This window comes from Corynebacterium sp. p3-SID1056, assembly GCF_025152525.1.
GTDB lineage: Bacteria > Actinomycetota > Actinomycetes > Mycobacteriales > Mycobacteriaceae > Corynebacterium.
In genome coordinates, this window is the sequence record NZ_JALXXL010000009.1 from 1 (window position 1) to 15,337 (window position 15,337).

14 protein-coding genes are annotated in these 15,337 nt (G+C 60.7%); 2 read left to right on the forward strand and 12 right to left on the reverse strand.

Going from position 1 to position 15,337, the window contains the following annotated elements:
• Nucleotides 1-125: 125 nt before the first annotated feature.
• Entirely contained in the window at nt 126-962 is an 837-nt protein-coding gene (locus M3G14_RS08650) for a S1 family peptidase (RefSeq protein ID WP_259926140.1), read from the reverse strand.
• Between the two features lie 186 nt (nt 963-1,148).
• Between M3G14_RS08650 and M3G14_RS08655 the strand changes: the two genes are divergently transcribed.
• Both M3G14_RS08655 and M3G14_RS08660 read left to right on the forward strand, forming a co-directional pair.
• Complete coding sequence (locus M3G14_RS08655) at nt 1,149-3,026, forward strand: hypothetical protein (protein ID WP_259926141.1); 1,878 nt, start codon at nt 1,149-1,151, stop codon at nt 3,024-3,026.
• The gene (locus M3G14_RS08660) at nt 3,026-4,219 is read left to right on the forward strand and encodes a hypothetical protein (RefSeq protein ID WP_259926142.1); all 1,194 of its coding nucleotides are present in this window, start codon (nt 3,026-3,028) and stop codon (nt 4,217-4,219) included. Before M3G14_RS08655 ends, M3G14_RS08660 begins: the two co-directional genes overlap by 1 nt.
• Before the next feature lie 54 nt (nt 4,220-4,273).
• Here the strand turns inward: M3G14_RS08660 and M3G14_RS08665 are convergent, their stop codons facing one another.
• The 11 genes from M3G14_RS08665 to eccCa form a co-directional block, all read right to left on the reverse strand.
• Nucleotides 4,274-4,627 carry a helix-turn-helix domain-containing protein gene (locus tag M3G14_RS08665; protein WP_259926245.1) on the reverse strand — a complete coding sequence of 118 codons (354 nt, stop codon included), beginning with the start codon at nt 4,625-4,627 and terminating at the stop codon, nt 4,274-4,276.
• 140 nt (nt 4,628-4,767) lie between these two features.
• Entirely contained in the window at nt 4,768-5,049 is a 282-nt protein-coding gene (locus tag M3G14_RS08670; protein WP_141757819.1) for a hypothetical protein, read from the reverse strand.
• Nucleotides 5,049-6,557, reverse strand: a complete 1,509-nt coding sequence (locus tag M3G14_RS08675) for a hypothetical protein (RefSeq protein ID WP_259926143.1) — start codon at nt 6,555-6,557, stop codon at nt 5,049-5,051. The genes M3G14_RS08670 and M3G14_RS08675 overlap by 1 nt, the downstream gene beginning before the upstream one ends.
• Entirely contained in the window at nt 6,554-6,874 is a 321-nt protein-coding gene (locus tag M3G14_RS08680; protein ID WP_259926144.1) for a hypothetical protein, read from the reverse strand. Before M3G14_RS08680 ends, M3G14_RS08675 begins: the two co-directional genes overlap by 4 nt.
• Nucleotides 6,875-7,037: 163 nt before the next feature.
• Nucleotides 7,038-8,381 (reverse strand): phosphoglucosamine mutase, encoded by a 1,344-nt coding sequence (glmM, locus tag M3G14_RS08685; protein ID WP_259926145.1) that lies wholly within the window; start codon nt 8,379-8,381, stop codon nt 7,038-7,040.
• Nucleotides 8,382-8,496: 115 nt separating this feature from the next.
• Nucleotides 8,497-9,045 (reverse strand): 30S ribosomal protein S9, encoded by a 549-nt coding sequence (rpsI, locus tag M3G14_RS08690; protein ID WP_259926146.1) that lies wholly within the window; start codon nt 9,043-9,045, stop codon nt 8,497-8,499.
• Nucleotides 9,045-9,488 carry a 50S ribosomal protein L13 gene (gene rplM, locus M3G14_RS08695; protein ID WP_038588493.1) on the reverse strand — a complete coding sequence of 148 codons (444 nt, stop codon included), beginning with the start codon at nt 9,486-9,488 and terminating at the stop codon, nt 9,045-9,047. Before rplM ends, rpsI begins: the two co-directional genes overlap by 1 nt.
• A gap of 382 nt (nt 9,489-9,870) precedes the next feature.
• Nucleotides 9,871-10,155 carry a WXG100 family type VII secretion target gene (locus M3G14_RS08700; protein ID WP_259926147.1) on the reverse strand — a complete coding sequence of 95 codons (285 nt, stop codon included), beginning with the start codon at nt 10,153-10,155 and terminating at the stop codon, nt 9,871-9,873.
• 36 nt (nt 10,156-10,191) lie between these two features.
• On the reverse strand, nt 10,192-10,509 hold the full coding sequence (locus tag M3G14_RS08705) for a WXG100 family type VII secretion target (RefSeq protein WP_259926148.1): 318 nt from the start codon (nt 10,507-10,509) through the stop codon (nt 10,192-10,194).
• 124 nt (nt 10,510-10,633) lie between these two features.
• Nucleotides 10,634-11,605 (reverse strand): type VII secretion-associated protein, encoded by a 972-nt coding sequence (locus tag M3G14_RS08710; protein ID WP_259926149.1) that lies wholly within the window; start codon nt 11,603-11,605, stop codon nt 10,634-10,636.
• Nucleotides 11,602-15,252 carry a type VII secretion protein EccCa gene (eccCa, locus tag M3G14_RS08715; protein ID WP_259926150.1) on the reverse strand — a complete coding sequence of 1,217 codons (3,651 nt, stop codon included), beginning with the start codon at nt 15,250-15,252 and terminating at the stop codon, nt 11,602-11,604. Before eccCa ends, M3G14_RS08710 begins: the two co-directional genes overlap by 4 nt.
• Nucleotides 15,253-15,337 lie beyond the last annotated feature (85 nt).

The window sequence follows — 15,337 nt, forward strand, 5'->3', positions numbered from 1 at the left end:
GTTGAATCTTTCGCCATACAGTCCCAAGGAACCAGCTCACTACTGTAAGAATAAGATAAAAGCTATTCCAACTAGTATTCCAGGAACTATATAGAGCTACTTCTTTTACTCGGGGTATCGATGTTTTAAAAATGACTTGAGCTTGATAGTGAGGACATATCAGAAGAGTTTTTTCGTGTTTCTTTATGAGTGTCTGGGGTATGGGGGTCAACGAGCGGATGAGCTACAGGAGGAGCATACTTAAGGCCGTTTTCTGCTTTAACTTTTTCTTGAGGGGAAAGTCCCACGTTAGAGTGGATAGTTTCATGTACCCAGTGAGCCCTCGGAGGGAGGTTTGTATGCCACATGGGCCTATCTTGCCCATCGATGCATTCTGGGTTAAAGCCGCCGGCAGTGTGTACTGCGTAGAGAGTGTTGTTTTTGTAGATAGGTGCTCCTGAATCTCCACCACAGGAGCGTGAAAGCGTTGACGATTTCCCTTTGAACAGATCGGTATACGTAACGTTTCCAAAGTTCAAGGAGCCTACTTTTTCGGAAATGACTGTTGACGCCGAAGAAGCATAGTCATGAGGTTGACCATAACCAGTAAGTACGGCTTGATCCCCGATCTTCAACGGCTCTGTGGCCAAGGTAAATGAATCGGCATTGATTCCATCACCGACTTTAATAAGCGCAACATCTTCAGTAGAAGACTTGATATAGATAGCAGCGATACCTGCTACTTCACCATCTGATTGGCGGAGAAAACCATCCATAAAAGGTGAATTAGACACACAGTGATGCGCGGTCAACCAAAAATTATCCCCCACATAGCTTGCCGTGCAATCACGCCGAACACGCTGTTGCTGTGAGTCGTCCAAACTCGGAGTGACCGACCACAAAGCCGCAATACGATTATCATTCACCGGCACAGTACTGCTTGCCTGCAATGAAGCGAAGTCATTATCTGCAGCGGAGGCCATGGCAGAACAAGCTCCTAGCGCAGTAAATGCGCAGGCTAGAGAAGAAAGACCGAGTTTAACTATTTTCATCGGTACCCCACGAGATTAGAAAGGAGAGCTTTTTCACTTAACCAGCGTAGCCTGCCATCAAGCTATAAGCTGACCTAGTAGAACAATTCCTTGTTCCACTCTCGTCTAAGGACCGCCATGAAAGCTCTCTCACGCAAACTCCTTGCTTTCGTCTCAGCAAGCTTATTAATCAGCACCACTCCCGGTACTGCAGTCGCGCAATCATCACTTCTTGGATCATCGATACGAGATGAACAACAATCAAAAATTCAAGCATCTGAAACTCCGCCTGCCGACAACGATTTTTACCCCTCTAATCACCGTGATACGACTTCGCCACAAGTAGTCGATGGTCCATTTGCCCAGTGGGGAATCCCAACTCCTCCAGGGGCAGAAGGATATGAAGTCAACCAAGCCACAAATGACGAGCTCAACCCGCAAGGGCTGAAAGAATGGCATCCGACTACCAATCCCAACAGTGAAGTTATTCCTGGTCAAATGCGCTCCGACAGGGAAGAGATTCCTGCCGGTATCGACAAGAACGAAGCCGACAAGGCAGAAATACGAGAAGCACAACTTGCCAACCCTGATACTCCAACGCTGAATGCTCGGCCAGGGTGTAAAGTGTACTGGCCCTCCCCCTTTGAAGTATGCGGTTTAATTAAAGAAAAATACGATAAGGTAGGCGGCCCAACCAGCTTCCTTCTTCTTCCAAAATCTAATGAGCTCACCAATCCAGACGGAATCGGAAAGCGTTCTGAGTTTGTCAATGGATATATTTACTGGCACCCCAAGACAGGAGCACATACAGTTAGTCTCCCAGCAGCTAAAGTCTGGGAACGTCACGGCTGGGAAAAGGGCTTCCTTGGGTACCCCACTACCAGCGATATGGCTTTAGGAAACCAGTGGTTTAAACAAAACTTCCAAGGTGGATATGTTTACACTCACAATGCATTGCCAGCAACGCAGGCCAGCATTCAAGGCCGAATTTATGACAAATGGCAATCCATGGGAGCTCAAAACAGTGAACTTGGCTACCCCATCAGTGATGAGCTAACCACCCCGGATGGTGTCGGACGCTACAACGTCTTCGAACGCGGAATGATCTACTGGACTCCACGACATGGGGCACATGCTGTTCTCGGCTCTATCCTCACAGAGTGGGGCAAATCTGGTTTCGAAAAAAGTAGCTACGGATACCCTGTCGAGGATCCTAAGGGCGACGATGGATTCAAAATAACTCAAAAGTTCCAACGAGGAACCCTTCAAGGGTACAAATCGCCCATACCTGAAATCGCTGAAATTTTGGACCTAAAAGGCAATCAGATAGATGACCTATACACACAGCTCAGTGAAGATTTCAGGTCTCACCAGATTCCCCTTCGGGACGGGTTTCAAGAATCTTACCGACGAGCGAAAGAATCTTTGGAGTTTACAACATTCACGTACAATCCTGCTCAAAATCAGATCAACACTTATGCACTAAATGACGCATCTACCCCTGCGACTAGCTGTGATAAATCTGAATTTGCCCCACCAGGGAACGAACGAACTAACCGAGGTGACGTTTTCTATTCGAAAGCTGTCCGAGCACGAATCATCAACCACGGACATACCGGAATTTTCGTAACCCAAGGAAATGCTGATCCGAGAAAAATATCTACCGTTGAAGCAGTTGGAGCTGATTCCGGAGTTCAGCTTCTACGAGGTAGTGAGCGCCTAGGCGTATGTCAGCCAACATACCTTTCTGTTAATACTGACAACTCAACGCGAGACCAAGCCGCCAGCTGGGCAGAAAGCAAGGTAGGAAAGGGATACGAAAGCAACTTTGCGACTACAAGAATCGGAAAGATCGATAGAGATTCCTACAATTGTTCTCAACTCATCTGGGCAGCTTATAAGCACGCTTCTGGCGGCGGCCTAGATATTGGCGAAAGGTACCCTTACGAGCCATACCAACCTGCGGTATACCCATTGGATATCCTTCTTTCACATAACACAACCGCGTTCAATTGATGAATAGAAAGACCACCATTGCGATTCTGCTGACATTAACCTTGCTAGCAGCAGGATCAATTCTGCTATGGAAATACTTGCCATCTGCACCAAAAACAACAGGGGCTGGAGCTGAAAATGCCGCTTTTATAGGCATCTCAACTGAAACCAGCGGAAGCCTAACCTTAAACGATCGAAACAACCTTTTTTGGACTTCCGAATCAGGTTCAGGTGGTGTAGCTTTTTCGACAGCCCCAACGTATTTCCCCTCGCTTCTTAGGATCGGGAGAGGATTTGCGACTCCTGATGAAAATTCGATTCTCTTGGTCGATCAAAATCTCCAGGAAAAGAAGCTCCTTCCGGTACCCGATCTAAAAGTAGGAACTCAAAGCGCTTCGGCGAACTCACTTGATCATAGCCACGGAGCTTTCCTTTTTAACACCAGCGATTCAACTCGCTCAAATGCAGGAAAGGTGGTTGCAGTAAGCCCGAATGGCGCACGAAGCATTGATAGAGAAGAACATGTTAGCGCCCTCACTGCTTGTAATGACGGCACCATAAAATGGATTGAGTTCCTCCCGCAAGACAGTGAAAAAGTAGGAGGTGCCGGGACTGCAAAAATAGTTACCTGGAGTAGCAACGGGGCAGTTGAAACTTCTGACATACTTTGGAATTTTCACTATGAACCCGGGCACGAAAATCATCTATCGTGCGATTCCTCTTCAAGCACAATCATAAGCGAAGATGAAAATGGAAAACCTATATCGCTTATCTTAGAAAATCACGGAAAAGAGACATCGGTAAAGAATACTGTAGCGCTTCCATCTATTCCACCCCCGGCAATGGCAAGATTCTCTACAGTGTTTCAAAATACACTGTATTCATTGGATAAAGAAAACATACTAACCGCCGTAAACATCAGTACCGGGGATCTTGAGTACAGTCAACCACTTAACATTAGTGGACCATCACCAATCTCTATCACATTCGAAGATCATAGAGCGTTCTTGGTCACCCGGCCAGACCGATTTGAAAACAAGCAAGCCGTACTTACCATTGATCTAAAGAATCCACGCTGCACTGGAGAAGAAATTCCCCTTACTGGATATGATGAAACTTCCCAAAAATCAAAAATAGAGCGATTAGGTGACTCTTTTATGGCTACAACTACTACACTCCCAAAGTCGCCTGATTATCAATTCACGTGCGGATAACTTTCCCGCCCCAACTTTACGTGAAAATTATTTCTTTTTAATCAAGTCTCCAGTTTAATTCAGCTTGCCAAGGTAGCCGTACAGCGTCGTTCGTCCTACCTTCAAACGCCCCGCAATCTCTGCTTTCGGTACACCAACAGCCACCCGCTCGCGCGCCTGAGCCACTTGTTCATCAGTCAGCGCGCGTGCGCGCCCCTTGTACACCCGCGTTCTTTCGCTCGGGCGATCCCCTCGGCCTGACGCTCTCGAACTTCCTACTGCGGATGGGGAGTTGCCAGATTGGGATGGTATGGCGAAATATATTTCTATCCTTGAGCAGTATGCATTCAGCTGGCACGCCACGGTCGGCCGACCCCCGGTGCCGGTACCAACTGCTCGGAAGGCGGCAGTACCGAGTCTTCGGAACACCGGTACCAGAAGCCCGCATCTGACACCTGCGAGCTTCAATAACCAGGAGGTCTTGTCGCGACCAAAATGAAAGCCTTCATGGTTCATCGCGTGCCATATTTTGCGGATCCCCCAGACCGAGAAACTCTCCGCATATCCCCCTAACGTGGACGCCTCCCGTTCGGCGGCTCCCGGCGCAACACCGCGCGGATCGGCTTCTTGCCATCTTCCGGAGGCTGCAGCAGCTTTGAATTCCGCAGCGGGTAACTGTACTCACCGCGCGGCACGACCAGCGGTGGCTTGTCCGGGTTCGCCTGCGCCATCGCGTGATACTTAGCCGTCTGGGCCATTTTGCGCTGGTTGTCTCGAAGCATCGCTTCGAAATCCAGCATGCGCTTCTCTGTGCGTCGCCGGTACTGCTCGGCAAACTCTGCGAAATCCATTACCATTCCCCTGTCTTCTTCATGGCCCACGGCTCCGCAGAGTCCGCAGCAGCCGGTGTATCGTCTTCGTTCGTCTCGGTGTTTTCAGTGCTTTCAATCTGATCGGCCGCGTCGGCAGGTGCCGGATCTGGCGGGACCTGCGCCGCTTCAGTAGCTGGAGGCTGGATGTGCTCTAGCTTTTCCGGCGGCGGTGCAGGCTCCTCAACCTGTGATAATTCCGGAGGCGGAGGGATCACACCGTCATCCGGCTCTGGTTCAGGTTCCGGCACAGGCTCTGGTTCAGGTTCCGGTTCCGGCACCGGCTCCGGTTCAGGGCATTCAGGCACCTCGTGCGTGCAGCACTCGGCCCCTGGGCACTCCGCGACCGCCTCCAACGAGGCTGCGAAGCAGTCCAGCCCCTCGATCACGGCCGCCGCCCCGGTTTGCACCAGCGTGCCCACCCACGCTGAGGTGTCAGTCTGCGTTGCCGCGGGTTGGAACTGATCCACAGTCTCGCAGTCCACGGTCTCGAGGCCCGCGTTGATTGCTCCGTCGATGTCAAAGTTGAAGTTGAGCTCCACGTTTACGGGCTGGCCGACCACTCCCGCCTCCGCGGAAGCAGCTGCAGTGCCAACACTTGCGGTGTCGACGCAGCGTGTTTCCAGGCGTGGACACTGCGTCACCCGCGGCTCCGGTGCTGGCTTCGGCTCCGGTGCCGGAGGCGGGGCAGGCGGATCAACAGGCGCAGCCGGCTTAGGTGCCGGCTCCGGTTCACACTCAGGCACCGGCTTCGGCGGAGGCGTCTGCGCTGGCTCGGTCACAGCCGTACCGCCACTCTCACATTCGCAACCGCCGCCGTACTCCACCGGCGGCGCGGGCTGCTGCACGGCCACGTCTTCCACGCACTGCGCGATGGCCTCGAGGCAGTCCTCGATCACGCAGTTGCGGTCTTTGGCGGTAGCGTTCGCCTGGGTGAGCGCGCCAATGGCCACGTCGACGACTTGGTCGGTCAGCTGCGGGAACCCAAACTTCACAATCATTTCCAGCATCCGGCACGCCGGTGAGAGCATCTCCTGCATGGCAATGTCGCCGGTGGTGCAGACTTCCTCGATGGTTGTGCAGCAGGCTTGTATTTGCCCGCCGACCTCGTCAACCTTGTTGAAGTGCTCGGCCTCGCGGTCTGCGTCTTCCGCCTCGCGTTGCGTAATCCCCAACTCTTCGAACCACTGCGCTTCGGCCCCTGGGTTGGCCCCGGGCTCGCCGAAGATGAAGTCCGCAATTGCGCCGTCAGCCCTGGCTTGTGTTCGATCCAGGCCGGTGTATACCGAGCCGCTCCCGCTGAGTTGGAAGCGGCCTTGCAGGCGCGCGCCCGTGGAGGCGAACCCGTGTAAGTCTTGCCCACGCAGCCGATCGATCTGCTGCAGCAGGTCATCCGCGATCCCCTGCGCCACTGCTTGCTTCCCCGGCGAGGCAGGGGCCGCGCAGATCAGCGACATGACGCGCTGTACTTCTGCTTCAACGGCACTCATAGCTGCGCCTCCCCGAAAGCAAAGCTTGCGGCATTGCCTGTATCGGCATGCGCAACGTCACCGCTGAGCCGCACGATCTGTTCCCAGTTCCGCGCCCGCGTGGACAAGTAGGCGGCCGTCGTTTCGTCCATGCGCGACAGCGCCTCCGCAATCCGCGCGCCCTGGGGTGCAAACCCCTGTCCGAAACTGTCCGGCGCAACCTGCGCCGGATTCGCCGCAAGTGTTTCCCCGGCAGCACGATAGGCACCGATAGCGCGTGTGTAGCGTGCGCGTACTGCGTCGACGTCGACATCAACGCCGTGTTGCGATGCGCTCATAGTTCCACCCCCGAATATTCCCCCAGCCCACCGTTGTGGGCCCTGTAAAAATTTTTCCTGGCCCCTATTAGACGCAGCCAGACCCCCTTGGGTTCCCTCGTCCCCGAAAGATTTCTCTAGCCCCCTCAAGCTCCGCTCGGGGACGAGGTTCCTCGCCCGCAGACTACACTGCGGCGACCACTGCCGCGAGGCGACCGGCGACCTCACGGGCGTGCTTCTCGTCGGAAGCCTCCACCATCACGCGGAACAGCTCCTCGGTGCCAGACGGGCGCAAAAGGACGCGGCCGGTGTCTCCCAGATCCGCCTCGGCTGCTTCCTTCGCCGCGATGACCTCCGGGTTCTGCAAAATAGCGGACTTGTCGGAGACCGGAACGTTGATCAGCTGCTGCGGCAGGACCTGCATGACCTCGGCCAGCTCGGCAATCGTCTTGCCGGTCTCCGCCATGCGGGCCATGAGCAACAGGCCGGACAGCGTACCGTCGCCAGTCGTGGCGTGCGCGGGAACGACAATGTGGCCGGACTGCTCGCCGCCGAGCGAGAAGTCGCCGCGGTTGAGCGCCTCGAGCACGTAGCGGTCGCCCACCGCGGTCTCCTCGACGTGGATGCCCTCGCGCTCCATAGCGAGCTTCAGGCCTAGGTTGCTCATCACGGTGGCCACGAGCGTGTTGTCGGTCAGCGAGTTGCGCTCCTTCATGCCGGTGGCCAGGATCGCCATGATCTGGTCGCCGTCGACAATATTGCCCTGCGCATCGACGGCCAGGCAGCGGTCCGCGTCGCCGTCGTGAGCCAGCCCGATGTCGGCACCGTGCTCTACGACGGCCGCCTGCACCTGGTCCATGTGGGTGGATCCGGAGCCGTCGTTGATGTTGAAGGCGTTCGGGGTGTTGTAAATGGCAACCACCTCGGCGCCCGCGGCTGCGTAGGCCTTCGGTGCGACCTCGGAGGCCGCGCCGTTGGCGCAGTCCACCACGACCTTGATGCCGGAGAGGTCCGTCGTCATCGCCTCGGCCAGGTGCGACAGGTAGCGCTCCTGCGCATCGGGGGCCTCCTCGATCACACGCCCGATGCCGGTGCCGGTCGGGCCAGTCTCATCCAGGGTGGCCATCGTCTGCTCAATCTCGTCCTCCACGGCATCCGGCAGCTTCTTGCCGCCGGCGGAGAAGAACTTGATGCCGTTGTCCGGCATCGGGTTGTGCGAGGCGGAGATCATCACGCCGATGTCGGCACCGTAGTCGTCGGTAAGAAATGCCAGGCCCGGGGTGGGGATGACGCCGACGCGCAGCACGTCGACGCCCTTCGAGGCCATGCCCGCCGCCATCGCTGCGGCGAGCATCTCGCCGGAGACGCGCGGGTCGCGCCCGATCAGCGCGGTCGGGCGGCGCTTGGTGGAGCGTCGGTCGCGGGTGAGCACGGTCGCGGCCGCCGCGCCGAGCTTCATTGCCAAAGGTGCCGTGAGCTTCTCGTTTGCCAGTCCACGGACACCGTCAGTTCCAAACATTCGAGTCATAGGCACAATTATGCAGTACTCGCCGACAACGGTCAGGCACGGGGCACCCACAGATGGCAAAACGCCGCCTCCCCGGTACGCGGGGCGACGGCGTAGTGCTTGGCAGTAGAAGCGATTAACGCTTGGAGTACTGCGGTGCGCGACGGGCCTTGTGCAGACCTGCCTTCTTGCGCTCGACGGCACGTGCGTCACGGGTGAGCAGGCCGGCCTTCTTCAGGGTCGGGCGCTCAGCCGGGTTGTACACGTTGAGTGCGCGGGCGATAGCCAGACGCAGTGCGCCAGCCTGGCCGGTCGGGCCGCCACCGTTGAGGGTGGCCTTGATGTTGAACTGGCCCTCGCGCTCGAGCAGCGTCAGCGGGGTCAGGATGTCCTGCTGGTGCAGCTTGTTCGGGAAGTAGTCCTCGAACTCGCGGCCGTTGACGGTGATGGTGCCGTCGCCCTCGGTGACGGTCACACGTGCGATGGCGCGCTTACGGCGGCCCACGGTCTGGATCGGGCCCTCGTGCAGGTTCACCGGCTCGGCGACGGCCTCCTCGGACTCGTCAACCTCGGGTGCGACTGCATCGCCGATGGTGTAGTTGAACTCCTCGGTTGCGGCGGTGGCGGCGTCGATGTCGCCAGCGTCTGCAACGTTGTTCTCTGCGTTGGTGTTCGGCTCGGTCATTACTGTGCCACCTGCTTAAACTCGTAGGTTTCCGGCTTCTGAGCAGCGTACGGGTGCTCATCGCCGACGAAGACGTGCAGCTTCTTGATGGACTGACGGGAAAGCTTGTTGTGCGGCATCATGCCCTTCACAGCCTCCTCGATCACGCGGTCCGGACGCTCGTCCAGCGCGCGGCCCAGGGTCATGGACTTCAGACCACCCGGGTAGCCGGAGTGGCGGTAACGCATCTCGCGATCGCGCTTGTTGGAGGAGATGTGGATCTTGTCGGCGTTGATCACGATAACGTGATCGCCGGTGTCGACGTTCGGTGCGAACTGCGGCTTGTGCTTGCCACGCAGGATGTCAGCTGCGGTGGAAGCGAGCTTGCCCAGCACCACGTCGGTTGCGTCGATGACGTACCACTTACGGGTAATGTCACCGCTCTTCGGGTGGTAAGTAGACATGCATGACTCCTTAAAGTCTGTCTAGATGGCTGCCGGCCATAGCTTTTGCGCCCACACTCCCAACGGCGGCCGGTGGAGACCCGATGGGCGTGGCGCCAACCAAAGTTGGCAGGACACACAGGGGCATAAGCTTACGCGAAGTCCGGCCCAGCTCCAAAAAGGGCTTTCGCTTGCCGACGCCGCGCTGTCCCCGCAGTACCTCAACCTCATTGCAGACAGCCCAACGCCGCCGCGGGATCCCCCAATCCCAACGGCGGCGCCGAAGCTATGATCACTCACAAACAATCGCATTGGTGTGTACCCGCGCTACCTCCCCCGCAGCAGCGCAAGTAATTGGCCTCACCTCCTTTCTACGTTTCCAGCCCGGTGAACAGTCAAGGCGCTAGCCCCAGCTATTCGCCGCGGCGTTGTTGACTGCGTGCATGGTGTTGTTGCCGTCTTCAACGGTGTTGGCGATCTGGTTGAGGATCTCGTTGAGGTCGGCGGCGGCCTGGTCCCACTTGGCTTGGTGCGCCATGTAGCTGGTGGCCGCCTCGCCTTCCCAGGTCTGGGTCATCGGGCGGATGACCTCCTTGAGCTCACTCAGCTGGCCGTTGATGTTGGCCGCGGAGCTGCGGATGTCTTGTGCCGTGTTGCCGATCTGGCCGAAGTCGTACTTGATGTGCATGTCAGCGGTGTCCTTTCGGTGCGTGTGATTGCGTGGTTACAGGGCCAGGCCGGCGGAGCCGGAGAGGCTGTCCAGGTTCTCGGTCGTGGAGACGTCGGCGTGTTCGTAGTGCTTGGCGTTGTCGCGGATGTTGTGCGAGATGTCCGTCAGCGCCTCCGTCAGTCGGCGCTGGGCATCGTCATAACGTGCCATCAAGCCGTCGAAGCTGCGCTGCGCGCTGCCCTGCCAGAACGTGCGGACAGACTCTGCGACCCCCTGAATGCGTTCGATTTCACGGTTGACGTCGGCGTTGACGTTGTCAGCGTGGTCGGCCGTGGAGCGCATCACATCGGCTTCGGTCTGAAAATTGCTCATGGTTCCCCCTCGTAGAATGCGTGGAATATGTCTGGTTGCAAACAGTGACCGCCGGTGGCGGTTTCCCGTTCATATATTGGACGCAGTGAAACGCCCTGCGGTTCCCTCACAGGCGAAAAAACTTTTAACCTTCCAAGGCAACCACCCCCTCCTCCCCTTCTGAGCTGCGCTTTTCCGGCGCATAGCGGGCGGAATTCATCGCCATCGTGCACGTAGCTTGCTGCACCTTGGTGGGTGCATTCCGCGTGTGGCACCCAACCGAGAGCTGCACGGCACCGTCCGGCCACGTCTTCCACAGCGCCTGCGAGCCGTCCGCTGCGCGCTCGAGGTAGGTCACGGAGTGTCCATCGGTGCCCACCAGCTCCACCTCCGGGTCGCGCTCGATGTCTGCGCGCAACTGTTCGGCGAGCGCCTGGGCGGGTACGTTGTAGCGCTCGTCCACGCTCAGCTGCAGGCGGAAGTCAGGGTCGGGGCCGACGGCGCGCCACATGTCGCCGTCCTCCTCAATGGTGAACCCTGCCGGCAGTTGCACGCTCAGCCCTTCTTTTGCGAGCACTTCCGGTTCTGGTTCTGGTGCAACTGAGCTCGACTCAACGGGAGCCACCTCGTCGGCGGCTTCCTGGATGGTCTCAGGGCCGTTGCCGTGGGCGTCGTGAAGCGAAGGCCCGAACGTCCACCACAGGGCGGCCGCGCAGGCGGCGGCGACCACCACGACGAGGCCGACGATGAGCCACCCGCCCCGGTCCGATTCGTGGGCCTCGGAATTGTCAGCGCGCGGGCGCGCAACCGGCAGCGGGCCCGGCACGGCAGGCATCGTGGTGGTGGGTGTCTCGTCGCTGGGGAGCTCGGCGGTGAGGTGGATGCCGTAGTCCGCGAGCGCCTGGTCAATGAGTCGCACCGCCTGCTCCTTGGCGATGAGATGCACGTGCGCGCCGTGAGGCTCGTCGCCAAAGACGCTGCGGATAAAGCTCGCGATCTCCAAAGGTGTCGGCGCATCACAGCGGCGCAGGTTGGCGGCCCCGGAAAACACGGTGACACTCTCGGTGACGCGCACCTGCAGGGTGGCTGTGTCGTGGGTAGTCTCAGCGCGGGTCATAGGGATGCTCCTTCCTCATAGGGCGCGCACAATTGCACGGTGCCTTGCACAGACCCGGCCTGCACGAGTGTTGCGCGGCCGGGGGCCTGCGGCTTCGGCTTCACACCGAACAGCGCCCCCTCCTCGCGGGTGCCGTCCATGATGAGCACGTCCGGGTGGGTGTCCTTGAGCGCGCCGAGGAAGCCGCCGAACATCGCGCGCGCCACCCCGCCGAACTTGCGGGCGGCAACCACGTGCAGGCCGATGTCGCGCGCGTGCGGCAACAGCGCTATCACTTCGCGCAAGTGTTCCTCGCCGACGAGCTCGAGGTCGTCGATGACGAGGTAGATGTCGGGGCCTGACCACCAGGAGCGCTCGGCAAGCTGGGCGGGCGTCACCTCCGCGCCGGGCAGCCGCTCGCGCATCGTGGTCACCAGCGCGCGCAGCGCCTCGGCAATCGCGGTGGACGAGGCGGCGTAGGCGGCGGTCATCTCTTCGGCGGCGCGCCCGAGGTGGGCCCGGCGCGGGTCGCAGATGACCATGCGGGCCTCTGCGCGCCCCATCGCCTCAATCGCGGTGATGGCGCTGGCGATCACGGTAGATTTTCCGGCCCCGCCGGCCCCTATGGCCAGCAGGTGCCCGGATTGGCTGTGCAGTGGTGCCAGCCGCGGCCCGCCGATACCGATCGGCAGCTCGTGCGGTTGCTCGGACAGCAGCTCCGCGGTGCGCACGTGGGCGGGCAGCACTTTGAGCTTCGGCACCGGCTGCTGCCCTGCGGCGGTGGCGGCGATGTGCGCAAGGTCCTGCGCGTTCGCGTGCGCGAACAGCAAGTGCGTGCCGTCTGGGGTCAGTCCGTGGCCCGGCTTCGCGGGCAGCTTCTGCTGCAGTTTGCGGTCGATGAGCGAGTCCATCGGTTCGGTCAGGTGCAGCTCGTAGCGGGTGCCGATGAGGTCGCGCACGTTCGGCCGGATCGCGTTCCAGCGCTGCGTCGTCACCACCAGGTGCACCCCGGCCGCAGGCCCCTCGGAGGCGATGCGCGCCAGCGGCTCCTTCAGGTCCTCGAATTTGGAGTCGGGTGCGCACAGGGTGTGCCAGCCGTCGAGAAGCAGCAGCGTGTGCTTCTCGACGCCCCGCTGCCCCTCCCCCGCGTCCAACAGCTCCACCACTTCATCGACGACGCGGCGCACGCGCTCCTCGTCCGTTCGCAGCGCGATGCCAGCGACGTGCGGGAGCCGCTCAAGGTCGTCGAGGCCACCCGAGCCCGCGTCGATGCCGTAGATGGCGAGCTGGTCGGTTGTGTGCGCAAGCGCCAGCGCCGCCGCGATCGTGCGCAGCGCGGCGGACTTGCCGGTCTGCGGCCCGCCCGCGATCGCGATGTGGCCGCCGGCTGTGCCGAGATCAATGAGCAGCGGATCCTGGCGCTGGCGATAGGGCAGGTCGATAAGGCCAACCGGCGCGGTGAGCGGCGCGGCCTTCGGCACGTCGGAACTTACCGTGTGCAGCGCGAGCGTATCCGGCAGCGGCGGCAGCCACACCTGGTGCGCACGCATCCCGTCCGCTGCGGCAAGCTCGCCCGCCTTGTCCACGATCGCTGCAAAGGTCGTGCTCGTCTCCACGGTTTCAACCGTGTCCACTGTGTCCACCGCCTCCGCTTCGGCGGCTGCCGTCTCCCACCCGTGGAACGGGCGCACTGCCGGGGCCTCCGCACTACCGCGCGCCGCGACGCGCCGGGTCAGCGGGCCGGAGACGTAGGAGGCGCGGAAGCGCACTAAGTCCGGCGAGCCCGCCTTGAGAAAGCCCGAGCCGGGTTCGCCCGGCAGCTCGTAGGCATCCGGCACGCCGAGAACCTGGCGCGACTCGCCGGCGGAGAAGGTCTTCAGACCGATCCGGTACGACAGGTGCGAATCCAGCCCGCGCAGTTTGCCCTCTTCTAAGCGCTGGGAGGCCAAAAGCAGGTGCACCCCGAGCGAGCGGCCGAGCCTGCCCACGGCGACGAACAGCTCCGCGAAGTGCGGGTGTTGGGTGAGCAGCTCGGAGAACTCGTCGACAATGATCACCAGCGCCGGCAGCGGGTCGAGCGCCTCGCCGCGCAGGCGGGCGGCGGTGTAGTCGGTGATATTCGCGTAGTTACCGGCGGTGCGCAGCAGCTCTTGACGACGGTGCATCTCCCCCGAGATCGCGTCATACATGCGTTCGACCAGCACGGCCTCGTCTTCCAAGTTGGTGATCACCGCCGCGGTGTGCGGCAGCCCCTCGCAGCCCAAGAAGGTCGCCCCGCCCTTGAAGTCGACGAGCACCAGGTTGATCTCCTCCGGTGAATGCGTGGCCACAAGTGCCGCGACCAGGCTTTTGAGCAGCTCGGACTTCCCGGACCCCGTCGCCCCGATGCACAGCCCGTGCGGGCCCATACCGCCGTGGGCGGCTTCTTTGAGGTCCAGGTAGACGGGCTCGCCCTCGGGCGTGGCGCCGATCGGCACCGTCAAGCGCTGGCGCGTGCCCTCCCGGCCCGGCCACATGGCGGCCGCATCGAGCGCGTCCACATCGTCGATGCCCAGCATGGCGAGCAGGTCGCCCCCGGTCTTGCGCGCGCTGCTGGTGCCAGTGGGGCGTCGGTAAAAGGCCAAATGGCGCGCGATCAACGCCGCCTCCTCCGCACTGAACGGGTCGGGCACGCCCAGGTACTCGCGGCCCGACTCGGTGACCGCGGCCAGCTCTTCGGCACACACGACGTGGAAGGCGTGCTCGCTGACAAAGGCGTCCGGGTCCTCATCCACCGTGATCACGCAGTCGGCGGTGGCGTGCGCGGGCGCGAACGCAGCATCGTCGGCACCCCGGCGCGCCTGCGCAACCACGACGCGGAACTGGGCGCGTTCCGGCTCGCGGGTGTGCGGCAGCCACTTCGCCCAGGGCATTGCCGCGTGCTCCAGCTCAAGACCGACCGTCTCCGGGCCGTGGAAGAAGGCCAGCTGCGCGACCACGGCGCTCGCCACGTCGTGGGCGCGCGGGCCCGCGAGCGTCACCGCGGGGAAGGCACCCAGCTGCACCACGATCGGCATCCCGGGCACCGTGCCCACCGCCGCGACCGCCCGGCGCAAGCTCACCGCGCACACCGGGTCGAGGTCCTCCGGTGAGCCAGGATCGTCCACCTCCACCGGCGTGCACAGCGCCATCGCGCCTGTGCCAAGGCGTACCTGCAGCGACTCCGCCGTGCCCGCGCCGCGCTCCCACACCCGGGCGCTGTCCACCCCGGTGAGCAGCATCGCCGGTTCCGGGTGCAGGTAGGAAAAGTGAGCGCGCTGCTTGACCGCGTTGGCCCGCGCCCGTTTCGTCAGCGCATCGAGGTGGCGCAGGTAGACCCGGCGCGTTTCATCGATATCGCTCTGCTGCTCCTGCGGCTGGAACATGGCGATGAGCCCGAAGGCCATCATCAGCGGGAAGACCAGCATCATCGGCCCCATCGCCCTGCCGGAAAGCAGCATGAGCGCCATGACCGCGCCGACGGCCACCATCATCACGATCGGCAGCAGGATACGAAACAGTGGCAGCGGCTGGTGCTTCTGTGCATTGGGCACGGCCTCTGCGCGCAGTGCGCCGCTGGGCAGCGGCGGGGCGTCGGCAAGCTGCATGCGCGTGGGCACGAGTACCGGATTGTGGTCGACTCCAAGCACGAAAAAATCCCCCCTGGTATGCCACAGCCGCTAGTTCCCCCGAACCAGACTCATCGAGCTGTGGACGTGCCCGGCAGTTTACGCC

Bases quoted from the DNA above. Each gene is read 5' to 3' on its own strand.
- M3G14_RS08650 (WP_259926140.1), bottom strand. From the start codon at position 962: ATGGCCTCCGCTGCAGATAATGACTTCGCTTCATTGCAGGCAAGCAGT.
- M3G14_RS08655 (WP_259926141.1), top strand. From the start codon at position 1,149: ATGAAAGCTCTCTCACGCAAACTCCTTGCTTTCGTCTCAGCAAGCTTA.
- M3G14_RS08660 (WP_259926142.1), top strand. From the start codon at position 3,026: ATGAATAGAAAGACCACCATTGCGATTCTGCTGACATTAACCTTGCTA.
- M3G14_RS08670 (WP_141757819.1), bottom strand. From the start codon at position 5,049: ATGGATTTCGCAGAGTTTGCCGAGCAGTACCGGCGACGCACAGAGAAG.
- M3G14_RS08675 (WP_259926143.1), bottom strand. From the start codon at position 6,557: ATGAGTGCCGTTGAAGCAGAAGTACAGCGCGTCATGTCGCTGATCTGC.
- M3G14_RS08680 (WP_259926144.1), bottom strand. From the start codon at position 6,874: ATGAGCGCATCGCAACACGGCGTTGATGTCGACGTCGACGCAGTACGC.
- glmM (WP_259926145.1), bottom strand. From the start codon at position 8,381: ATGACTCGAATGTTTGGAACTGACGGTGTCCGTGGACTGGCAAACGAG.
- rpsI (WP_259926146.1), bottom strand. From the start codon at position 9,045: ATGACCGAGCCGAACACCAACGCAGAGAACAACGTTGCAGACGCTGGC.
- rplM (WP_038588493.1), bottom strand. From the start codon at position 9,488: ATGTCTACTTACCACCCGAAGAGCGGTGACATTACCCGTAAGTGGTAC.
- M3G14_RS08700 (WP_259926147.1), bottom strand. From the start codon at position 10,155: ATGCACATCAAGTACGACTTCGGCCAGATCGGCAACACGGCACAAGAC.
- M3G14_RS08705 (WP_259926148.1), bottom strand. From the start codon at position 10,509: ATGAGCAATTTTCAGACCGAAGCCGATGTGATGCGCTCCACGGCCGAC.
- M3G14_RS08710 (WP_259926149.1), bottom strand. From the start codon at position 11,605: ATGACCCGCGCTGAGACTACCCACGACACAGCCACCCTGCAGGTGCGC.